Annotated in this window: 12 protein-coding genes and 1 pseudogene; 5 read left to right on the forward strand and 8 right to left on the reverse strand. The window is 65.8% G+C overall.

The features are described 5' to 3' along the window. Positions 1-50: 50 nt before the first annotated feature. The 6 genes and pseudogenes from ACZ5MJ_RS31330 to ACZ5MJ_RS31355 form a co-directional block, all read right to left on the reverse strand. Positions 51-1,073, reverse strand: coding sequence for an ABC transporter permease subunit (locus ACZ5MJ_RS31330; protein WP_464224958.1), 1,023 nt, complete (start codon positions 1,071-1,073; stop codon positions 51-53). 79 nt (positions 1,074-1,152) lie between these two features. Continuing rightward, entirely contained in the window at positions 1,153-2,739 is a 1,587-nt protein-coding gene (locus ACZ5MJ_RS31335; RefSeq protein ID WP_464224959.1) for a sugar ABC transporter ATP-binding protein, read from the reverse strand. Next, a complete protein-coding gene (locus ACZ5MJ_RS31340; RefSeq protein WP_464224961.1) occupies positions 2,726-3,994 on the reverse strand; it encodes an ROK family protein in 1,269 nt (422 codons plus the stop codon). Before ACZ5MJ_RS31340 ends, ACZ5MJ_RS31335 begins: the two co-directional genes overlap by 14 nt. 578 nt (positions 3,995-4,572) lie before the next feature. Beyond that, on the reverse strand, positions 4,573-5,922 hold the full coding sequence (locus ACZ5MJ_RS31345; protein ID WP_464224963.1) for a nucleobase:cation symporter-2 family protein: 1,350 nt from the start codon (positions 5,920-5,922) through the stop codon (positions 4,573-4,575). A 256-nt stretch (positions 5,923-6,178) separates the two neighbouring features. Continuing rightward, positions 6,179-6,376, reverse strand: a pseudogene (locus ACZ5MJ_RS31350) (thioredoxin domain-containing protein); the annotation flags it as partial. After that, positions 6,360-7,895, reverse strand: a complete 1,536-nt coding sequence (locus ACZ5MJ_RS31355) for a Fic family protein (RefSeq protein ID WP_464224965.1) — start codon at positions 7,893-7,895, stop codon at positions 6,360-6,362. The gene ACZ5MJ_RS31355 and the pseudogene ACZ5MJ_RS31350, both read right to left, overlap by 17 nt. A 1,054-nt stretch (positions 7,896-8,949) precedes the next feature. Between ACZ5MJ_RS31355 and oxlT the strand changes: the two genes are divergently transcribed. Next, a complete protein-coding gene (gene oxlT / locus ACZ5MJ_RS31360; RefSeq protein WP_464224966.1) occupies positions 8,950-10,272 on the forward strand; it encodes an oxalate/formate MFS antiporter in 1,323 nt (440 codons plus the stop codon). Positions 10,273-10,410: 138 nt separating this feature from the next. Here oxlT and ACZ5MJ_RS31365 read toward each other — a convergent pair whose 3' ends face one another. Together ACZ5MJ_RS31365 and ACZ5MJ_RS31370 are read right to left on the reverse strand one after the other, a co-directional pair. Continuing rightward, the gene (locus tag ACZ5MJ_RS31365; protein ID WP_464224969.1) at positions 10,411-11,628 is read right to left on the reverse strand and encodes a polysaccharide pyruvyl transferase family protein; all 1,218 of its coding nucleotides are present in this window, start codon (positions 11,626-11,628) and stop codon (positions 10,411-10,413) included. Between the two features lie 18 nt (positions 11,629-11,646). Beyond that, entirely contained in the window at positions 11,647-12,315 is a 669-nt protein-coding gene (locus ACZ5MJ_RS31370; protein WP_464224970.1) for a GntR family transcriptional regulator, read from the reverse strand. 365 nt (positions 12,316-12,680) lie between these two features. On the opposite strand from ACZ5MJ_RS31370, the gene ACZ5MJ_RS31375 reads away from it, so the two are divergent. Genes ACZ5MJ_RS31375 through ACZ5MJ_RS31390 form a run of 4 tightly spaced genes read left to right on the forward strand, consistent with a single transcriptional unit; the run spans position 12,681 to position 18,233 of the window. Then, on the forward strand, positions 12,681-13,967 hold the full coding sequence (locus ACZ5MJ_RS31375; protein ID WP_464224971.1) for an MFS transporter: 1,287 nt from the start codon (positions 12,681-12,683) through the stop codon (positions 13,965-13,967). A 16-nt stretch (positions 13,968-13,983) separates the two neighbouring features. Next, on the forward strand, positions 13,984-14,796 hold the full coding sequence (locus ACZ5MJ_RS31380; protein WP_464224972.1) for a putative hydro-lyase: 813 nt from the start codon (positions 13,984-13,986) through the stop codon (positions 14,794-14,796). 27 nt (positions 14,797-14,823) lie between these two features. Continuing rightward, positions 14,824-16,473: a 5-oxoprolinase subunit PxpB gene (pxpB, locus tag ACZ5MJ_RS31385; protein WP_464224973.1), complete on the forward strand. Its 1,650-nt coding sequence runs from the start codon at positions 14,824-14,826 to the stop codon at positions 16,471-16,473. Positions 16,474-16,502: 29 nt separating this feature from the next. Next, entirely contained in the window at positions 16,503-18,233 is a 1,731-nt protein-coding gene (locus ACZ5MJ_RS31390) for an acetyl/propionyl/methylcrotonyl-CoA carboxylase subunit alpha (protein WP_464224974.1), read from the forward strand. The last annotated feature ends 598 nt before the right edge of the window (positions 18,234-18,831 follow it).

The following is an 18,831-nucleotide window of genomic DNA, read 5'->3' on the forward strand; positions in this document are numbered from 1 at the left end:
GGGCCTTGAGGATGGGTTTGATCACGCTTTGTCTCCGGTGCGGGCGCATCTCAGGTACGGGCCGAGCCCTTCTGGCGATAGCGGTCGAGCGCGACCGCGCCGATGATCACCAGGCCCTTGATGATGTATTGCCAGATATCCGACACGCCCAGCAGGATCAGCCCGTTGGACAGCACCGCGATGATCAGTGCGCCCACCAGTGTCCCTGCGATCGACCCGACCCCGCCGACAAAGCTGGTGCCGCCCAGGATCACCGCGGCGATCGCATCCAGCTCATAGGACTGGCCCAGCTGCAGCCCGTTGGCCGCATACAGCCGCGAGGCCGACATCACGCCGCCCAGCCCCGACAGCAGACCAGATACCGCATAGACGAACAGCAGTACCACCCAGACCTTGATGCCCGACAGGCGTGCGGCCTCGGCATTGCCGCCCACCGCGTAGATCTGCAATCCCAGCACCGTGCGGCGCAGCACCAGCCACGACACCGCGATCACCGCAACGGCGATCACCACCAGCCAGGGCACGCCCAGCAGGTCGCCGTTGCCGATGAAGGCGAACGAGATATCCGGGTTGTAGACCGTGCTGTCGTTGCCGACCAGCCGCGCCAGTCCGCGCACCGCGGTCAGGCTGCCCAGCGTGACGATGAACGGCGGCAGCTTCATGAAGGCGATCAGTGCGCCGTTGAGCAGGCCGAACAGCAGCCCGCACAGCAATGCCGCCGGCACGCTCAGCGCGGCCAGCTGCGGCATCAGCGAAACCAGCATTGCTACCACTGCCGAGATCGACAGGATCGATCCCACCGACAGGTCGATGCCGCCGGTCAGGATCACGAAGGTCATGCCCGCGGCCAGTACCAGGTTGATCGACGCCTGCTGGGCGATGATCGACAGGTTCTGCAGGCTGGCGAAGTTCTCGGTCAGCAGCGTGAAACCGAAGCAGAGCAGCACCAGCACCGGCAGCATGCCGAGTGCGCGCAGGCGTTCCTGCGTGGTGGCGCGACCGGTGGCGCGTGCGAGCGGCGCGCAGGCCTGGGCGGTGGCGCCGTGGGCCGTGGACGAAAGGGGATTGCGCATAAGTGTCTCCTGATGCTGCGAGGCGGCTTGCCGCCCCGGCGCGGCCGTTCTTTGCCGGCCTGTACGGGAATTCAACGGTTCAATGCAGGACGGTGGGCTTTTGCTCGCCGGCACCAGTTGCCAGCGCGATGATCTGTTCCTGCATGGCGGCGGCATGGGCGCAGCCCGGCACTTCGCCGACCAGCTCGCCTTCGCGCATCACCAGCACGCGGTCGCACAGGCCGACCACCTCGGGCAGCTCGCTGGAAATCATCAGCACCGCCACGCCGGAGCGCGCCAGCTCGTTGATCAGCCGGTAGATCTCGGCCTTGGCGCCGATATCCACGCCGCGCGTGGGCTCGTCCAGGATCAGCACGCGCGGCCGGGTTTCCAGCAGGCGCGACAGCATCACCTTCTGCTGGTTGCCGCCCGACAGCGAGCCCACGTTGACCTGCGGGTGCGCCACGCGGATGCCGAGCGAGCGGATCGCGGCGGCGGTGCGCTGGCGCGCGCTGGCGCGGTTCAGGCGCCCGCCGCGCAATGCATCGCGCGCGGCCACGATCAGGTTGATGTTCTCGTGCACGCTCTGGTCCAGGAACAGGCCCTGCAGCTTGCGGTCTTCGGTCAGGTAGGCAATGCCGGCATCGATCGCCTGGCGCGGGCCGGTGACGGCCAGCGGCGTGCCGGCCACGAACACGGCGCCATCGGTGCGGGCATCGGCGCCGAAGACCAGCCGCGCCAGCTCGGTGCGCCCGGCGCCGACCAGCCCCGCCAGGCCCAGCACCTCGCCGGCGCGCAGGTCGAAGCTGCAGCCGCGCACGCGGCGCCCGTCGGACATATTGCGCACTGACAGCATGATCTCGCCCGGCGCGGTCTCGCCGTGGGTCTTGGTGTAGAAGCCGGACAGGTCGCGGCCGACCATCATCTTGACCAGCGCCGCCTGCGTCAACGCCTCACGCGTGAGCGTGCCGACAAAGCAGCCGTCGCGCAGCACGGTGACGCGGTCGGCCAGTTCATCGATTTCCGCCATGCGGTGGCTGATGTAGATGATGGCCATGCCTTCGGCGCGCAACTGGCGGATCAGCGCGAACAGGCGGTCGGTCTCGCGGGTGGACAGGGGCGTGGTGGGCTCGTCCATCACCAGGATGCGGGTCTCGAAATGCACCGCGCGGGCAATTTCCACCAGCTGGCGCTGCGCGATCGACAGCGTATGCACCGGCGTCCGCGGCGTGAAGTCCGCGCCCAGCCGGGCCAGCGTTGCCTCGCACGCGCGCGCCATGGCAGTGCGGTCGACCATGCCGCGGTGGTGCAGGTGGCGGCCCAGGTAGATGTTCTCGGCCACGCTCAGGTTGGGCGCCAGGCTCAGCTCCTGGTAGATCACGGCCACGCCGTGGGCGCGCGCCGTGGCCGGGCCGTCGATGGCCACCGGCGCGCCCGCTATGCGGCACTCGCCCCCCGGGTCGGCAATGTAGGCGCCCGACAGGATTTTCATCAGCGTGGATTTGCCGGCGCCGTTCTCGCCCATCAGGGCATGGACCTCCCCGGGGTAGACGGTCAGCTCCATGTTGGTGAGCGCCTTCACGCCGGGGAAGGTCTTGGAGATGTTGCGCAGTTCGAGCAGCGGCGCATGGCTGCCATGCAGGTGCGCTGGGACGGCCGAAGTACGCGGTGCTTCAGACAATGGCATGGCTGGCCTCCGGAACGATGGCCGACGCACCCCGTAGCAGTTCGGCGCGCGGCGAGAAGTTCATGAACATCGGGAGCGACGCGGCACCTACCGCGCCGGCGTTGGCGCCAAAGCAGCCGCGCACCACGGTGGCGGGCGCGCTGGCTTCGGGGGCGCTTTCATCCAGCGCCTGCTGCAGGCGCGCGATCATCGTGGCGACCAGGCCGCCGTCGATATCGGCATCGAAGATCACCAGCGGCACGTCGAGCACGGCCAGGGCCGACTGCAGCGCAGGCGCCAGCGCATCGACGCAGTCCGTAATCCATTCCTCGACCGCCGGGTGGCCCAGCTCGGCCTGGCGCTGCAGGTCGGCATGGCCGTTGACCACCACGCCATGGTGGCGCAGGTGGCGGGTCAGGGCGTTGAGCGACGCGCGCGAGATCAGGATGTCGCGGCGCTTGCCATTTCCATTTGCCGACGGCGCCGAGGGCAGGGTGCTGGGCGGCACCGGCATCATCGCGATATCGCCGGCATTGCCGGAGACACCGCGTACGCAATCGCCATTCAGCACCACGCCACCGCCGATGGCGGGACCAAGGAACACATAGAGGAAATGCTGGGCATGGTGGCGGCCGTAGAACAGCTCGGCCACCGCCGCGGCGGTGCCGTCGTTCTCACCGAACACCGGCAGGCCGGTGGCGGCATTCAGCATCGCCGGGAAGTCGGCCTGGTCCCAGGCGCGGAAGCTTGCCTGGAAGGCTTCGCCCTGTACGTCGAGCTCGCGCAGCCAGGCGCCCAGGTTGTAGGGCTGCGCCACGCCGATGCCCAGCAGCCGCTTCTGTTCGGCGGGGGTGAGCAGGGCGCGCAGGTCGGCGATGTCATGCCGCACCATCTCCAGCGCCTGGTCGGGGTGGGGCAGGACCAGCTGGTGGGCACGGCTGGCCAGGATATGGCCGGCAAAGTCCACCATCACCACTTCGATGCTGCCCCGGTCCAGCCGCACGCCGATGCCGAAGGCACCCTTGGGCTGCAGCCGGATCAGGCTGGCGGGCTGGCCGCGCTGGCCTTCCGTGCGGCGCCCGGACTGCTCGACCAGGCCCTCTTCGGACAGGGTCTGCACGATGCTGCCGACCGCCGTATTGGTCAGCTGCGCCATGCGCGCCAGGTCAGCCTTGGAGGCCTCGCCGGCACGGCGCAGCGCCAGCAGCAGCGCGCGTTCGTTGTACAGGCGCAGGCTGGCGGAATTCACGCCACGGCCCGCTTTGGATGCGGTCATCTTGTCTCCGTCCCTGATGGCCCGGCCCGGGGGGCGAGCGCTATTAATTAATTCACATTGAATTAAATGATATGAGAGCGCAGAACTCAACCGCGGGGAAACCCGGAGAGCGGGGGCGTCGCATGGATGCCGGGTGAAGTTGGCGCCACTAACGCGGAAGGGAAGGGAGGGATAGCGGCGGCCCGGCCGCAGGGGGCGCCAGGGGAGGCTGCCCGCGTGCGGGCTTATTGCTTCGGCATCTGCACGGTGTAATACCCGCCGGTCCCGGTGCTGCCGGCCATCACCAGCGTGCGTGCTAGGCGCGTGCTGCGGTCACGATGATGCCTCCGTCGGCCGGCATCAGGCCCCGCGCGACGGCCGGCGCAGCGGGTGTTTTCTTGCTGCGGAGCTGCGCGCGCTGCCGACGGCGTTGCGTGATGCCGCCGCGGAAGCTGCGTGGCAAAGGCGCAAGGTGGCGTGAGGTGGGGTGAGGTGGCGTGAGGGCGGGACGTACCGCGTCCGACTTCAGGACGGGTCAGTCACGGCAAAAAAGGCGCGCGGGCAAGTGGGCCGGCGCGCCTTTTTCAATGTCTGGCAGTTCAGGCCGCTTCGCCGGCAGCGGTGCCCATGTTGCCATGCTGCGCATCGTCAGCCGTTTGCGCCTCATCCTTGCCGCCGGGCAGCAGCAGGTTGAGGATCACCGCCGACAGCGAGCCCACCGTGATGCCGGAGCCAAACACTTCGTGGACAAAGGCCGGCAGCTTCGACAGCAGTTCCGGGCGGAAGGTCACCGCCAGGCCGCAGCCGATCGATACCGCGACGATCAGGGTATTGCGCTGCGTGAACCTGACCGTGCTGAGCATCTGGATCCCGCCCGACACGATCATGGCGAACATCATCAGGCCCGCGCCACCCAGCACCGGCTGCGGGATCGTCACCACCAGCGCGCCCAGCACCGGGAACAGCCCGGCCAGCAGCAGCATCACGCCGGTCAGCGCCACCACATGGCGGCTGGCCACGCCGGTCAGCGAGACCACGCCGACGTTCTGCGCAAAGGTCGACAGCGGCGGGCTGCACACCAGCGCCGCGAAGGCGGAGCCAAAGCCATCGCACAGGATGCCGCGCGACAGGCACTTGCCGGAGATCGGCCGCTGCGTGGCCGCGCCGAGCGCCATGAATGTGCCGGTCGACTCGACGATGGTCACCAGGAAGGCAATCGACATGGCAACGACGCCCGAGATCGGGAACGACATGCCGAAGTGCAGGGGCTGCGGCACCGCGAACACCGGGGCCCGGTGAAACTGCGTGAAGTCGATCAGACCCAGTGCCAGGCACAGCAGGTAGCCGCCGGCAATGCCGACGACAATGGCAGAGGCCGACAGCATGCCCTTGCCCCACTGCACCACGGCAACCACCAGCGCCAGCACCGCGACGGCAATCGCGAGGTTGCCGGGCGAGCCGTAGCGGCTGCTGCCCTGGCCGCCCGCGGCCCAGTCGATGGCCACCGGGATCAGCGACAGGCCGATCATGGTGACGACCACGCTGGTGACGGTATGCGGAAACAGCTTGCGGATCGCCGGCATGAAGAAGCTGCCCAGGATCATCACCAGCGAGCCCGCCAGCGCGGAGCCCAGGATGCCGGCCACGCCGTGCTCGACGCCCACGCTGATGGCCGCGCCGACAAAGGCGAAGCTGGTCCCCATGACGCACGGCATGCGGATGCCGACCGGGCCGACGCCCTTGCACTGGATGATGGTGACGATGCCCGAGCCGAGCAGGGCGGCATTCACCAGTGCCACAACCTGGTCCGGCGGCAGCTTCAGGGCACCGCCGATGACCAGCGGCACCGCGATGATGCCGCCAAGGGCTGCCAGCAGATGCTGGAGCGCAAGCAAGAACGTCGTCAACCGTGGGGGGCGGTCTTCCACCTTGAATAGCAAGGGCGCCATTCATGTCTCCTGTCGTCTGGCCGGATATGGTTCCGGCCTGTCTTGTTTTCTGGTGCCGGGCGGGGGAGCCCCGGCACGCTGGTTGCGCGCTGCGGGCCAGAGGCGACTGCCCCGCGAGCGAGGCGGGGGAGGATATCTCCCGCCTCAACAGGCGTGCAAGAATAACAGGGATAAGCGCTCCGTGATACAAAAATTGCATACAATTTGTATCGGCTCCCGTGCGCGGAAGGACAAGAGCCAGCGCGGCGCCCGGAGGTCAGTGGCGCTCTGCCAGGGCCTTCTGGATCTCGGCCTCGGTCTGCGCGTACTGGGCTTCGCCAAAGCGCTTGTAGATCACTGTGCCGTTGGCATCGATCAGGTAAAGCGCCGGCCAGTACTGGTTGCGCCAGGCGCTCCAGGTGTCGTAGGCGTTTTCCTGGGCCGCCGGGTAGCGGATATCAAAGCGCTTGACCGCGGTTGCCGTCGTGTTCGAGATAATCCGCGAATTCGTCGTGCACGACGGCCTCGATGCGGGCGAGTTCATCGTCCGTGATGTCTTCGAACAGCTTGCGCTTGCGCTTCGACAGCTCGCCGTGGTTCTGGACGATGAGGTCGATCAGGTTAGACAGGCGTGACTGGCGCAGGTCGAGCCAGCTTTCCAGGCGTGTGACGCTGGCATCGTACGCGCGCAGGTACTGGATCTCCTGCGCAAGATCTTGCTCGACGCACTGCTCGATGCACTCGAACACGAATTCGCACAGCGCGGTGGCATCAAAGGATGCGTAGAGCCACCAGGGCTGCGGCGATTTGATCAGGATGGTGTCGCTGTCCGCATCCAGCGCGTAATTGAGCAGGGCCGTGCGCGGGGCGGAATAGGACTTCAGCAGGGCCGCATAGATATCGATCTGCTTGAGCATCCGTGCGGATACCGGCAGCACCACGCCTTCGGGCGTGACCCCGGCCTGGCGCAGCAAATGGTGGATGAGGAAGCGGTGGAGGCGGCCGTTGCCGTCGTAGAACGGGTGGGCAAAGACAAAGCCAAACGACACGCAGGCGGCCACTACGATCGGGTTTGCGGCCTGTGCCTCGACCAGGCCGGCCACCGCGGCGATCCCGTCCATCATTGCGCCGAGTTGCCCGGGCGGCGGGGGAATAAAGTCCGCGATATTGCGCAGGCGCCCGCCGCGCGACAGCCAGTTCTGCTTGTCGCGGTAGGCGAACTCGGCGCGCAGCCCGGAGATGATCTCGTTCTGCCACTCGCATAGCTGCTCTTCGGTCAGCGGTGCAGGATTGCCGGCGTATTCCAGCAGCCGCCTGAACTTGGCGACGCGCTGGTTATCAGGGATCTCATGCTCGATCGAATAGGTCGATCGTGTTTCCGCGAGGTAAAGGTAGTCCACTGCCCGCGCGAGCAATTCCGGCTCGAGCCGCCTGATGGCGGTGGACACGCGGCCCGGAAGGTCGGCGGCAATGAAGCGCGCCAGCCTTTCGGTCCTGCGCACCACCGGGCAAAACGCCGCCGGCCCAAGATGGTTGTTCTGGATACCGAACTGCAGGTCTGGCGTTGCCGGGCCGGTCAGGTACGCGGCCTCGTCAAGCGCCAGTACCCTGGGCGCGCCGGCCGGCAGCCTGTAGTCGAACCGCACCCCGGCAAGCCATTTGGCATAGAACGCGCTGAGCCTTGCATAGCGCGAGGTCGGGGTGGCCGCCAGCCAGTCCCGTACCGCCTGCACCGCCTGCGCGTGCTCGAACAGGGCCGCGAGCACGGTCAGGTCCAGTTGCTCTTTCTTCAGCGCGAAGGTGAGGTGGTCCACCGTCGTGTCGCCGCCGCGGTAGCGGTTTTTTGGGTACACGGTGCGCGTGGTGCCGTCCGGCCCGGTGTGCGTGCTGAGGACGCCGGTCTTGTCGGCGAGAGCGGACGTGGAGCGCAGGGGCGGGACGCGCAACCCGAACTTCCGGATCAGTGCGTCATAGCCTAGTGGTGCATGAGGCATACGGCGTTGCAGGGTGTGTGTGCCAATTCACTCGGAGCTTACCATAGCTTCTAAGTGGCTTACCAAAACATCTACTCCTTGGGTATTTTTTTCCATTTCATCTATAGCCTGGAGGCGAATGGCATTGCCCGGCCCGGCTGGCTTCCCAGTCGCTCTACAGCACTTACCTTTTTATCTACTCGTGAGGGGATCCATGACGATCTTGTCTACAGGTGTGTCGAGTCCCGGACGCATGCCTCCTGGTACCGTGATCCGATACAGCGCATGACATTATTGTCATTTTCCTGATTCGGCTCGAAGGTATCTGGTCGCCATTCCAAAAATCCGGTCAGGGTTTCCTGGTATTCCTTAAGATAATCCTCGCCGGATGATCTTTTTCCATTTGCCCGCCCCGGTTTATCGACTATAACTGCAGCTACATGTTGCGGCCGATGTCACGCATCATGCCTCAGCCCGACAGGCTTGCCTGCGGGCATTTTTTTTGGCCTGGTGGGTGTCAACTATGAATGAATCGGCTTTATATATTCCGGTTTGCCATTGCTGTCGAATATAATCATGACATTTCTGTAATGATGACGATTTTGTAATCATGACAACTCTGTAATGATAATGGTCCAGTCATCCTGGTCATTCATTCAGCGGAAACACTCATTTATAGCTGCGCGCTGGCCATATGCCTTGCTGGTAAAGGCTTGCAAGGAATTCGCCGATAGCGGATGCAACATTTTCCCTGGATCCCGGATGTGAATTCACTGTGAATATCCGATGCCAATCCTGTTCTGTCACAAGGTCAGTGAAAACCCTGTCATGTCTTTCTCTTGACTAACTTGATATATCACATACTGTGTATCCCATCGCCACTCCAACGTTGAGAGAGGTGAGGGCGGAGACCTCAGGTCGGCGTCGTTAAAAGAGAAAAATAAATGCCAATGACACAGGAGACATGAAATGCCAGCAGCCACCACCAAGCTGAGGCGCAGCGCGTCCGCATATCCGTCGATATATTCCTCCGCCTGGTCGCGGATAAATGGCCGAACCATTCAAGGAGCGTGCAATGAATAATCCAACGGCGGCGGGCCTGGGCACGAACCACCAGGTCCCGGAAGGCAAGCGCTGGATGCAGCTGATCGTCGGGGTGGTCTGCATGATCGCCACCGCGAACATCCAGTACGCCTGGACCCTGTTCGTCCCGGAGATCCAGGACACCTACGGCTGGTCGCGCGCCAGCATCCAGATCGCGTTTACGGTCTTCGTGCTGGTCCAGACCTGGCTGGCGCCGATCGAGGGCTACTTCATCGACAAGTTCGGCCCGCGCATGATGGTTGCCTTCGGCGCGGTGTGTATCGGGGCGGCGTGGTGCATCAACTCCCAGGCCACCACCCTGACGGGCTTCTACGTCGGCGCGGCCGTTGGCGGCCTGGGTGTTGGTTCGATCTACGCCACCTGTATCAACAACGCGCTCAAGTGGTTCCCGGACCGCCGCGGGCTTGCCGTCGGCCTCACCGCCGGTGGCTACGGCGCGGGTTCGGCCGCGACCATCCTGCCCATCGCGGCCATGATCGAGTCGCAGGGCTTCCAGCACACCTTCCTGTTCTTTGGCCTGCTGCAAGGCTCGCTCGCCTTCGTCGCGGCCTGGTTCCTGCGCTCGCCCAAGGCGCATGAAGTGAAGGCGTCGCAGAAGCTGGTCCAGGCCACGCGCGACTACACGCTCAAGGAAGCGCTGTGCACCAGGCTGTTCTGGCTGATGCTGGTCATGTTCGTCCTAGTCGTCACGGGTGGCATGATGGCCGTGGCCCAGCTCGGCGTGATCGCCAAGGACCTGGGCGTGAAGGAGTTCAAGGTCGACCTGCACTTCTTCGTGATGGCCGCGCTGCCGCTGGCGCTGATGCTGGACCGGATCATGAACGGCATCTCGCGTCCGTTGTTCGGCTGGATCTCGGACAACATCGGCCGTGAAAAGACCATGGTCATCGCCTTCACGCTGGAAGGCCTGGGCATCATCGCGCTCGGCTACTTCGGCAGTAATCCGTACGCCTTCCTGATCCTGTCGGGGGTGGTGTTCCTGGCCTGGGGCGAGGTCTACTCGCTGTTCTCTGCCCTGGCCGGCGATGCCTTCGGCACCAAACACATTGGCAAGATCTACGGCGTGCTGTACACGGCCAAGGGCATCGGCGCACTGTTCGTGCCGATCGGCAACCTGATGATGGAGGCGACCGGCACGTGGTCCACCGTCCTCTACACCGTTGCGGCCATGGACCTGACCGCGGCCTTCCTGGCGATCATGGTGCTGCGGCCGGTGCTGAAGAACCATGTGGCGACGTCAAGGAGCCTGTATTCAAAGGAGGCCGCGGCCGCGGGCACCCAGGTGCCAGCCTGACCGGCAGACAGGCTGGCGTTCAGTAGCAACCCGGGCGGGCTTCCCAGGAAGCCCGCTTATTGCGCTGCCGTGGGGGGTACAGCCGATGGCGATGTGCCGGTAGCAGTAGGCATGCCTCGCGGGAGGGGCTCGATCGCGCTAGTTCTCCTGAACCTGCCGGAATGCGGACCTGCAGGCCCTGGCCCATTCCCAGGCCAATTCCCTACGCCGGGCCGCCTGGGTCGCCATTGCTTCGTCGAGGCCAGTCGAAAGATCCTGCACAGTGACCGCAGACGGCGCCCCGGCCGCGCCCCAGGTCGCAGCAAAGGCGACTTGCTTGCTGGCCTCAGGTTCCTGTGCGGCCCGGAGCAGGCCAAGCCATGGCAAGAAAAAGGCGCCGGCGACAATGCTGCCATGCAGGCTGCTGCCGACAAAGCCCTGGCTGTGCGCAATCAGCGCACAGATATCCCACAGGTTGAGCGAGTCAAACAAGACAACAGGTGTGCCGCGCAGCCTTGCCGCCAGGCGCTGGTAGCAAGCCAGGTCGTCGTGCCAGGGCGCGGCGCCGGCGCGAAACAACACCACGCCCAGCTTCCTGGCCCGGGCGATACGCTCGAGTTGGGCCGCCAGCTGTGAAAGGGTTTCGTCGTCACCAAAATCCGCGCTGAACTGCACGGCGAGGTATCCGCCAGGGAACCCCGACACGATGCGGGCGCACTCGCCCTGGCGGGCGCGCCGGCGGATGCGCTCGCCGAACAGCTCGGCCACCAGCACGGCCGGATCCGGCTCCAGGCGGCAGGCGATGCCGTTCTCCGCGAGCAGGGTCAGGGTCTGCTGGTCGCGTACCCCGACGCTGGTGGCGGACCCGAGCTTGGCCACCACCTCGGCCCGCATGGCAGGCTCGACCGATCCAAGTTCAATGCCGCCGACGGCGTGGACAATGACACGCCTGACGTTGGCAAACAGGCCGGCAGGCAGCAGGTAGGGGACAAGGTCCCGCAGCCCCAGCTGCGCCTGGGCCCAGGCCGTGCGCTCGTGCGGCCTGGCATCGAGCCGCGCCACCACCGCCCGGGCCTGCTCGGGAGGCTGCAGCATCACGGCTGCCTGCCAGAGCGAGCAGGTCAGGGTTTCGCCACCGACATGGATGATATCGACGGCGCTGTCGCCCACGGTGGCCGCCAGCCGCGCCAGGCTGTGGACCCGATGGCCGCCATGGACGCTCAGGTTGCGCTCGGCCAGGCCCCCGTAGAATGGGTTGGCCTGCCCGATCAGGCGATGCATGACATGCGGCAGCAGCAGGTCGCCGAAGTTGTGGCGATCGAAAGCCCCAAACAGGATCGTGGGGAAGTCGGCGGTTCCTGACCGGGAGGCTGCCATGGGGTCAGCGTCAGCCGCTCAACGCCCCTTGAAAATCGGGTGGCGCGCGCAAACCGACAGCACGATGCGCTCCGACTGCACCAGGTAGTCGTTGAGCGCCGTGGCGCACTCTGCCAGCTTGCCCGACTCGAACAGCTGCAGGATCTGCTGGTTCATCTCGACATAAGGGCCATGCAGGAATTCCGGGTCCTGCAGCATGCCGAAGGCCAGGCGCAACTCGGCAAGCAGGTGCGAGAACATCACGTTCAGCCGCTCGCTGTCGGCCAGTTCGACGATGGCCATATGGAATTCCATGTTGGCCGTCCCGGCACCTTGCCAGTCTCCGTTGTCGCGGCAGCGCAGTCCCATTTCCACGGCTGCGCGCAGATGCTTCCTGGCCGGATGGTTCGGGTAGGCCTGGGCAATGGCCTGGCACTCGATCAGGCGGCGCACCCGGTAGATGTCGATGATGGCGGCGATGCTGGGAATCGCCACGGACACGCCGCGGTTGGGTTCGTGCTTGAGCAGGCCTTCCTTGGTCAGCACGCGAAAGGTCTCGCGCAGGGTATTGCGCGAGATCTGCAGGCTTTCGCTTAGCGAAGCTTCCGACAAGCGCTGTCCGGGCGCAAACTCGCCATGCACGATGCGTTGGCGAATCTGCTCAGTGACCCGCTCGGCCAAATTTCTTACGTCAGAACTGGATGTCATGTTGAGTTGGATCTCGGCCGGCTCGTCCCGGCACGCCTGCCTGGATGTTAGCGCACATTGTTGAACAATATGCACGACATTGGTGCGGATGATGCACTGCAACCTAAGTTAGGTGTATACCATGATCGATCATCATCATGGATTGTTCAACAATATCAGTGCGGTGGTTGAGCTATCTGTGTAAGTAGATCAACATGGTATGCGTTTTGCTAAACAACGTCGGGGCTGCGGAGCCGATGCATGGCGTTGTCACTCGCTACCGGCTGCTGTTTTCCACCGCGAGGGCCCCTGGCTCGAAGGTAATCGGTCCCCACCGGTCATTCGAGGCTTGGCAACCAGCATGCTTATCCATAGTGAGCGCAACCATGTGGCTTAAAGAAACCAACCGAGAAGAGCGCAAGACGCTCTTTGCCGCCTTTGTCGGCTACGGGGTCGATGCATTCGACTACATGATCTACACCTTCATGATTCCCACCTTTATCCTGGTGTGGGGCATGACCAAGGCCGAGGCGGGCTATATCGCGACGGGCGCGCTCATCAGCTCGGCCGTCGGTGGCTGGCTGGCCGGGATCCTGGCCGACAAATACGGGCGCGTGCGGGTCCTGCAGCTCACCGTGCTCTGGTTCAGCCTCTTTACGTTCCTGAGCGGATTCACACAGTCTCCCGAGCAACTGTTCGTGACCCGCATGCTGCAAGGCCTGGGGTTCGGCGGTGAATGGTCGGTCGGTTCGGTGCTGATCGCCGAAATGATCCGTGCCCGCCACCGCGGCAAGGCCGTCGGACTGGTGCAAAGCAGCTGGGCAGTCGGCTGGGGCCTGTCGGCGATAGCATTCTGGGCGGTCTATGCCGTGTTCGAGCAGCAATACGCATGGCGCGTGCTGTTCTGGCTGGGCGTGCTGCCGGCGGTCTTTATCCTTTATATCCGCCGCAATATCAGCGAGCCCGAGGTGTATCAGGAAACCAGGGCCAAGCTTGCGCGCACCGGGCAAAGCAATAATTTCATGCTGATCTTCAAGCCCGGCGTGCTGCGCGTCACGGTGCTGGCGAGCCTGCTGGCGACCGGCATGCAAGGCGCCTACTACTCGGTGACAACCTGGCTGCCCACCTATCTCAAGATGGAGCGCAATCTGTCCGTGCTCAACACCAGCGGCTACCTGATGGTGCTGATCGCAGGCTCCTTCGCCGGCTACCTGACCAGCGCCTGGCTGTCCGACCGCCTGGGGCGCCGGCGTTGCTTCATGCTGTTCGCGGTGAGCGCGGCCGTCCTTGTGATCTGCTATACGCAACTGCCGATCACCGACGCGGCGATGCTGGTGCTGGGCTTCCCCCTGGGCTTCTTCCTGTCGGGCATCTTCTCCGGCATGGGGGCTTACCTGACTGAACTGTATCCGAGCCATATCCGTGGTTCCGGCCAGGGCTTTACCTACAACTTCGGTCGTGCGGTGGGCTCGGTATTCCCGGCCATGATCGGGCATATGAGCGCATCGATGTCGCTGGGTGTCGCCATCGGCTATCTCGCCGCGGGCGCTTACGGGCTGGTGGTGATCGCCTGCCTGCTGTTGCCCGAAACGCAGGGGCGCGAATTGCTCGGCGAGGCCGAGGCTGGCACGGATGCACCGGCACATGCCGCACCTTCGCACACCGCGGCCTGACACTGGAGAAACACGCATGCAAGATTCCGCACTGGAACGTGCCCGCAGCGCAGCCGTCAATGCCGCGCGCGAAGCACGCGCAAGCTATCGGGCCGGCACCGTGCAGCCTACCGCCGGCATTGCTCCGGGGATGACGCAAGCCAATATGATCGCGTTGCCGCGCGACTGGGCCTGGGACTTCCTGCTGTATGCGCAGCGCAACCCCAAGGCGTGTCCCGTGCTCGACGTGATCGAGGCGGGCGCGCACCGAACCGTGCTGGCGGAAGGGGCGGACATCCGCACTGACATTCCGCTGTATCGGGTTTGGCGCGACGGCAAGCTGGTGGAGGAAGTCGCCGATGCGACGTCCCTTTGGGCCGGGCAGCCCGACCTGGTCACCTTCCTGATCGGCTGCAGCTTCACCTTCGAAACGCCGCTGCAAGAGGCTGGCATCGAAGTGCGGCATATCGCCGACGGCTCCAATGTGCCGATGTACCGCACCAACCGCCAGTGCCGGCCCGCGGGCCGCCTGCATGGCGAGATGGTCGTGTCCATGCGGCCCATCCCCGCGCATCGGGTGGCCGACGCGGTATCTATCAGCGGGCGCTTCCCGTCGGTGCACGGCTCGCCTGTCCATGTGGGTGACCCGGCCGCGCTGGGTATTACCGATCTCGGCAGGCCCGACTTCGGCGACGCCGTGCGCATCGAGCCGGGCGAGATCCCGGTGTTCTGGGCCTGCGGCGTCACGCCCCAGGCGGCGGTGATGGCGTCCGGCGTGCCGTTTGCCGTGACCCACGCACCGGGCCACATGTTCATTACCGACGTGCCGGACAGCACGTATCACGTTTAAGACCGCCGGGTCATTGCGGAGCTTGTTTTGCGTTTTCTGCCCGTTACCTCGAATGCCCTGCTGGTGGAACTGGCCGACCTGGACCAGACCCTGGCCTTGCTGGCCTCGCTGCAGCGCGACCCGCTTCACGGCGTGGCCGAGCTGGTGCCTGCCGCGCGTACCATTCTCGTGCACTTCCGCCCGTCGACCACCAGCGCCGCGGCGCTGGTGCAGGCCATCGCCGGGCGCGACCTGTCGCAGCGCGTCGAGCGCAGCAGTGTCCTGGTCGAGATTCCGGTCCGCTATGACGGCGAGGACCTGGCCGAAGTCGCGCACCTGCTGGGCATCACGCCCGAGGAAGTGGTGCGCCGCCATACCGGCAGCGAGTACACCGTCGCCTTTACCGGTTTCGCTCCCGGGTTTGCCTACCTGAGCGGTGGCCACCCCAGTTTCGACGTGCCGCGCCGCAGCACGCCGCGCACGCGGATCCCTGCCGGCGCCGTGGGCCTGGCCGGCACCTTCAGCGGCGTGTATCCGCAGGCCAGCCCCGGCGGCTGGCAGATCATCGGCGTGACGCCGGCGGCCATGTGGGACCTGGGCCGCGAACAGCCTGCGTTGCTGCAGCCCGGGTATCGCGTGCGTTTTGTCGATATCGCCATGCTCAATGGCGCGTTGGACGCAGCGGGCGGCATCGACGCTGAAGTGACGGTGCCCAAAGTTTCCCCTGGGGCTGATACGCCCTGCCAGGAACGCGGTGCGCCCGGCGCCGCGGCACTGAAGGTGAAGGGCACGGGCTTGCTGACCGTGTTCCAGGATCTCGGCCGCCACGGCCAGGCAGGGCAGGGGGTGTCGGCCTCTGGCGCGATGGACCAGGCCGCCCTCAAGACGGCCAACCGCCTGGTGGGCAACCGCAGCGACCACGCAGCGCTCGAAACCGTGGGCGGCGGCCTGCAACTGCAGAGCCAGGGCGAAACCGTGCTGGCTGTCACCGGCGCCGAGGCGCCGCTGACGGTGCGCACCGCAGATGGCCGGCAGTGGAGCGTGCCGGGGCACCAGGCGGTGGCGCTCGCCGATGGCGACACGCTGAGCATCGGCCAGCCCGTTGCCGGTGCCCGCTGCTATGTGGCGGCGCGCGGCGGCTTTGCGGTCGCGCCGGTGCTGGGCAGTTGTGCCACCGACACCCTGGCCGGCGTCGGCCCCGCGCCGCTGGCCGTGGGCGATGTGCTGGGCCTGTTGCCCGCGCCGGCGTGCGCTGTGGTGGGCATGCCCGAGCAGCCTGCCGCCGAGCTGCCCACGGTCGGGCAGGACGTCGTGCTGGACGTGGTGCTCGGTCCCCGCACCGACTGGTTCACCCCCGAGTCCGTTGCGCGGCTGGCCGCGCAGCGCTGGCAGGTGACGCCACAGTCCAACCGCGTGGGCTTGCGCCTTGCCGGCGAGACGCCGCTGGAGCGCGCCATTACCGGCGAGCTCGCCAGCGAGGGCACCGCCCTCGGCGCGCTGCAGGTGCCGCCCAGCGGCCAGCCCGTGCTGTTCCTGGCCGACCACCCGCTGACCGGCGGCTATCCCGTGATCGGCGCGGTGGCACCTCACCATCTGGATCGCGCCGGCCAGGTTCCGGTCGGCGCCTGGTTGCGCTTCAATCCGATCGGCCCCTTTGAAGAACTGAAACCGGCTGCACCGCAGCCGTCTGCCGCGTGAGCGCGCACACGCCCCAACCGAGATTTGCCATGAAGAAAGTCCTGATTGCCAACCGTGGCGAGATCGCCGTCCGCATCATCCGCGCCTGCGCCGACTATGGGGTAGGGTCCGTCGCCGTGTATGCCAACGCCGATATCGACGCCATGCACGCGCGCCTGGCCGACGAGGCCTACGGCCTGGACGGCGACCGTCCGGCGGACACCTACCTGAATATCCCCAAGCTGCTCGATATCGCCCGCCGCAGCGGCGCCGATGCCGTGCATCCCGGCTACGGCTTCCTGTCGGAAAGCGAAGCCTTTGCGCAGGCAGTAATCGATGCCGGCCTGGCCTGGATCGGCCCGTCTCCCGCCACCATTGCCCGGCTGGGCGACAAGGTCGAGGCGCGCAAGATTGCGCTGCAGGTCGGCGCCCCGCTGGTGGCCGGCACTTCCGACCCGGTCGCGGACGCCAGCGAGGTACTGGCCTTTGCCGAGCAGCACGGCCTGCCGATCATCATCAAGGCCGCCTTCGGCGGCGGCGGCCGCGGCATGAAGATCGCCTGGCGCATGGATGAGGTCGAAGAGCTGTTCGCCTCGGCGGTGCGCGAGGCGGTGACCGCGTTCGGCCGCGGCGAATGTTTTGTCGAGCAGTTCCTGGACAAGCCGCGCCATATCGAAGCCCAGGTGCTGGCCGACCAGCATGGCAACGTCGTGGTGCTGGGCACGCGCGACTGCTCGCTGCAGCGGCGCAACCAGAAGCTGGTCGAAGAAGCTCCCGCGCCGTTCCTGACCGATGCGCAGCGCGCGCGCATCCACGCCGCCGCCCGCGATATCTGCGCCGCCGCCAACTACACCAGTGCCGGCACTGTTGAGTTCCTTCTCAGCACCAGCGGGGCGATCTCTTTCCTTGAGGTCAATACCCGCCTGCAGGTCGAACACCCCGTGACCGAGCAGACCACGGGCGTGGATCTGGTGGTCGAGCAACTGCGCGTCGCTGACGGCCTGCCGCTCTCCATCACCGAAACGCCGGCTCCGCGCGGCCATTCGATCGAGTTCCGCATCAACGCCGAAGACGTGGGCCGCGGCTTCCTGCCCACGCCCGGGCCGGTGCAGCGCTTCGAAGCGCCATCGGGCCCCGGCGTACGCGTGGACGCCGGCGTGCAATCAGGCTCGGTCGTGCCCGGCACGTTCGATTCGCTGATGGCCAAGCTCATCGTCACCGGTGCCACGCGCGAGCAGGCGCTGGCACGCGCACGCCGCGCGCTGCGCGAGTTCCATATCGAGGGAGTCGCGTCCGTATTGCCGTTCCACCGAGCCGTGATCGACCACGCGGATTTCCTGGGCGCGGATGGCTTCAAGGTCCACACACGCTGGATCGAGTCCGACTTCACCGAGCCGCTGGCGGCAGCCACCCGCGCCGAGCCGCAGCACGACGCCAGCCTGCTGCGCACCGCCATCGAGATCGACGGGCGCCGCATGGTGCTCGGCCTGCCGGCGCAACTGCTGCGCGGCCTCGCCGAAGCACCGGGGCAGGGCGGCACCGCAGCACCGGCGCAGTCGGCCGCTGCCGACCCGGCCGACCTGCCGTCGCCGATCGCCGGCACGGTGCAGGCCTGGAAGGTTGCGGTGGGTGACGAGGTCAACGAAGGGGACCTGATCGCGGTGATGGAGGCGATGAAGATGGAGATGCAGGTGCACGCGCATCGCGGCGGACGCGTTATGTGGCAGACGGATGCGGGTGTATTCCTGGCGGCAGGGGCGCGGCTGGTGAGCATTGGATAGGAAATGGCTGGGGGGCTTTCTGCTTGTTGGCTTGGTTTTGTAGGTCGGGTTCGATGTTGTCGTAGGTTGGACCGCCTGGTTCCGCCCTGCTGGGCGGGTCACTTTTTGGCCGAGCGCCAAAAAGTAACCAAAAAACGCGTCGCCTCAGGGGGCTGGCCACCAATTCCACGGTGTTGGTGGTTCTGGCGGCGGTGATTTCCGGTCGATGGGGTTGGTGGTTCGACCCTGCTACGCACCCTGTCTGTGCCCACATCAACGGACTATTGGACGAACCCGACTTTAGGCTATTGGCAGCCTGCTAAGCACCGCGTCGGTCGGACGCCTTCGGCTGCGCTGCGCGCACGTCCTAACGTGGCAGAACCAGTGGCCACGTCCTGATTTTTTCCTTTGGCCCGGCATCATCCGCGACAACGCCGTGCGAGCGCAGCGACGCACTCCGTGCCCGAGCAACTGACCTACGATACTGAGTGCGCGCAGCGCAGCCGTAGGCGTCCTACCGACGACTTGGTTAGCAGGCTGCCAACGGCCTAAAGTCGGGTTCGTCCAATAGTCCGTCGACGAAGGCACATCCCGGGAGCGTAGCAGGGTTGAACCACCA

This window comes from Cupriavidus sp. LA-1 (genome assembly GCF_055385985.1).

Excerpts from the sequence above, each read along its gene's own strand:
- ACZ5MJ_RS31330 (WP_464224958.1), bottom strand. The coding sequence starts at position 1,073 with ATGCGCAATCCCCTTTCGTCCACGGCCCACGGCGCCACCGCCCAGGCC.
- ACZ5MJ_RS31335 (WP_464224959.1), bottom strand. The coding sequence starts at position 2,739 with ATGCCATTGTCTGAAGCACCGCGTACTTCGGCCGTCCCAGCGCACCTG.
- ACZ5MJ_RS31340 (WP_464224961.1), bottom strand. The coding sequence starts at position 3,994 with ATGACCGCATCCAAAGCGGGCCGTGGCGTGAATTCCGCCAGCCTGCGC.
- ACZ5MJ_RS31345 (WP_464224963.1), bottom strand. The coding sequence starts at position 5,922 with ATGGCGCCCTTGCTATTCAAGGTGGAAGACCGCCCCCCACGGTTGACG.
- ACZ5MJ_RS31355 (WP_464224965.1), bottom strand. The coding sequence starts at position 7,895 with ATGCCTCATGCACCACTAGGCTATGACGCACTGATCCGGAAGTTCGGG.
- oxlT (WP_464224966.1), top strand. The coding sequence starts at position 8,950 with ATGAATAATCCAACGGCGGCGGGCCTGGGCACGAACCACCAGGTCCCG.
- ACZ5MJ_RS31365 (WP_464224969.1), bottom strand. The coding sequence starts at position 11,628 with ATGGCAGCCTCCCGGTCAGGAACCGCCGACTTCCCCACGATCCTGTTT.
- ACZ5MJ_RS31370 (WP_464224970.1), bottom strand. The coding sequence starts at position 12,315 with ATGACATCCAGTTCTGACGTAAGAAATTTGGCCGAGCGGGTCACTGAG.
- ACZ5MJ_RS31375 (WP_464224971.1), top strand. The coding sequence starts at position 12,681 with ATGTGGCTTAAAGAAACCAACCGAGAAGAGCGCAAGACGCTCTTTGCC.
- ACZ5MJ_RS31380 (WP_464224972.1), top strand. The coding sequence starts at position 13,984 with ATGCAAGATTCCGCACTGGAACGTGCCCGCAGCGCAGCCGTCAATGCC.
- ACZ5MJ_RS31390 (WP_464224974.1), top strand. The coding sequence starts at position 16,503 with ATGAAGAAAGTCCTGATTGCCAACCGTGGCGAGATCGCCGTCCGCATC.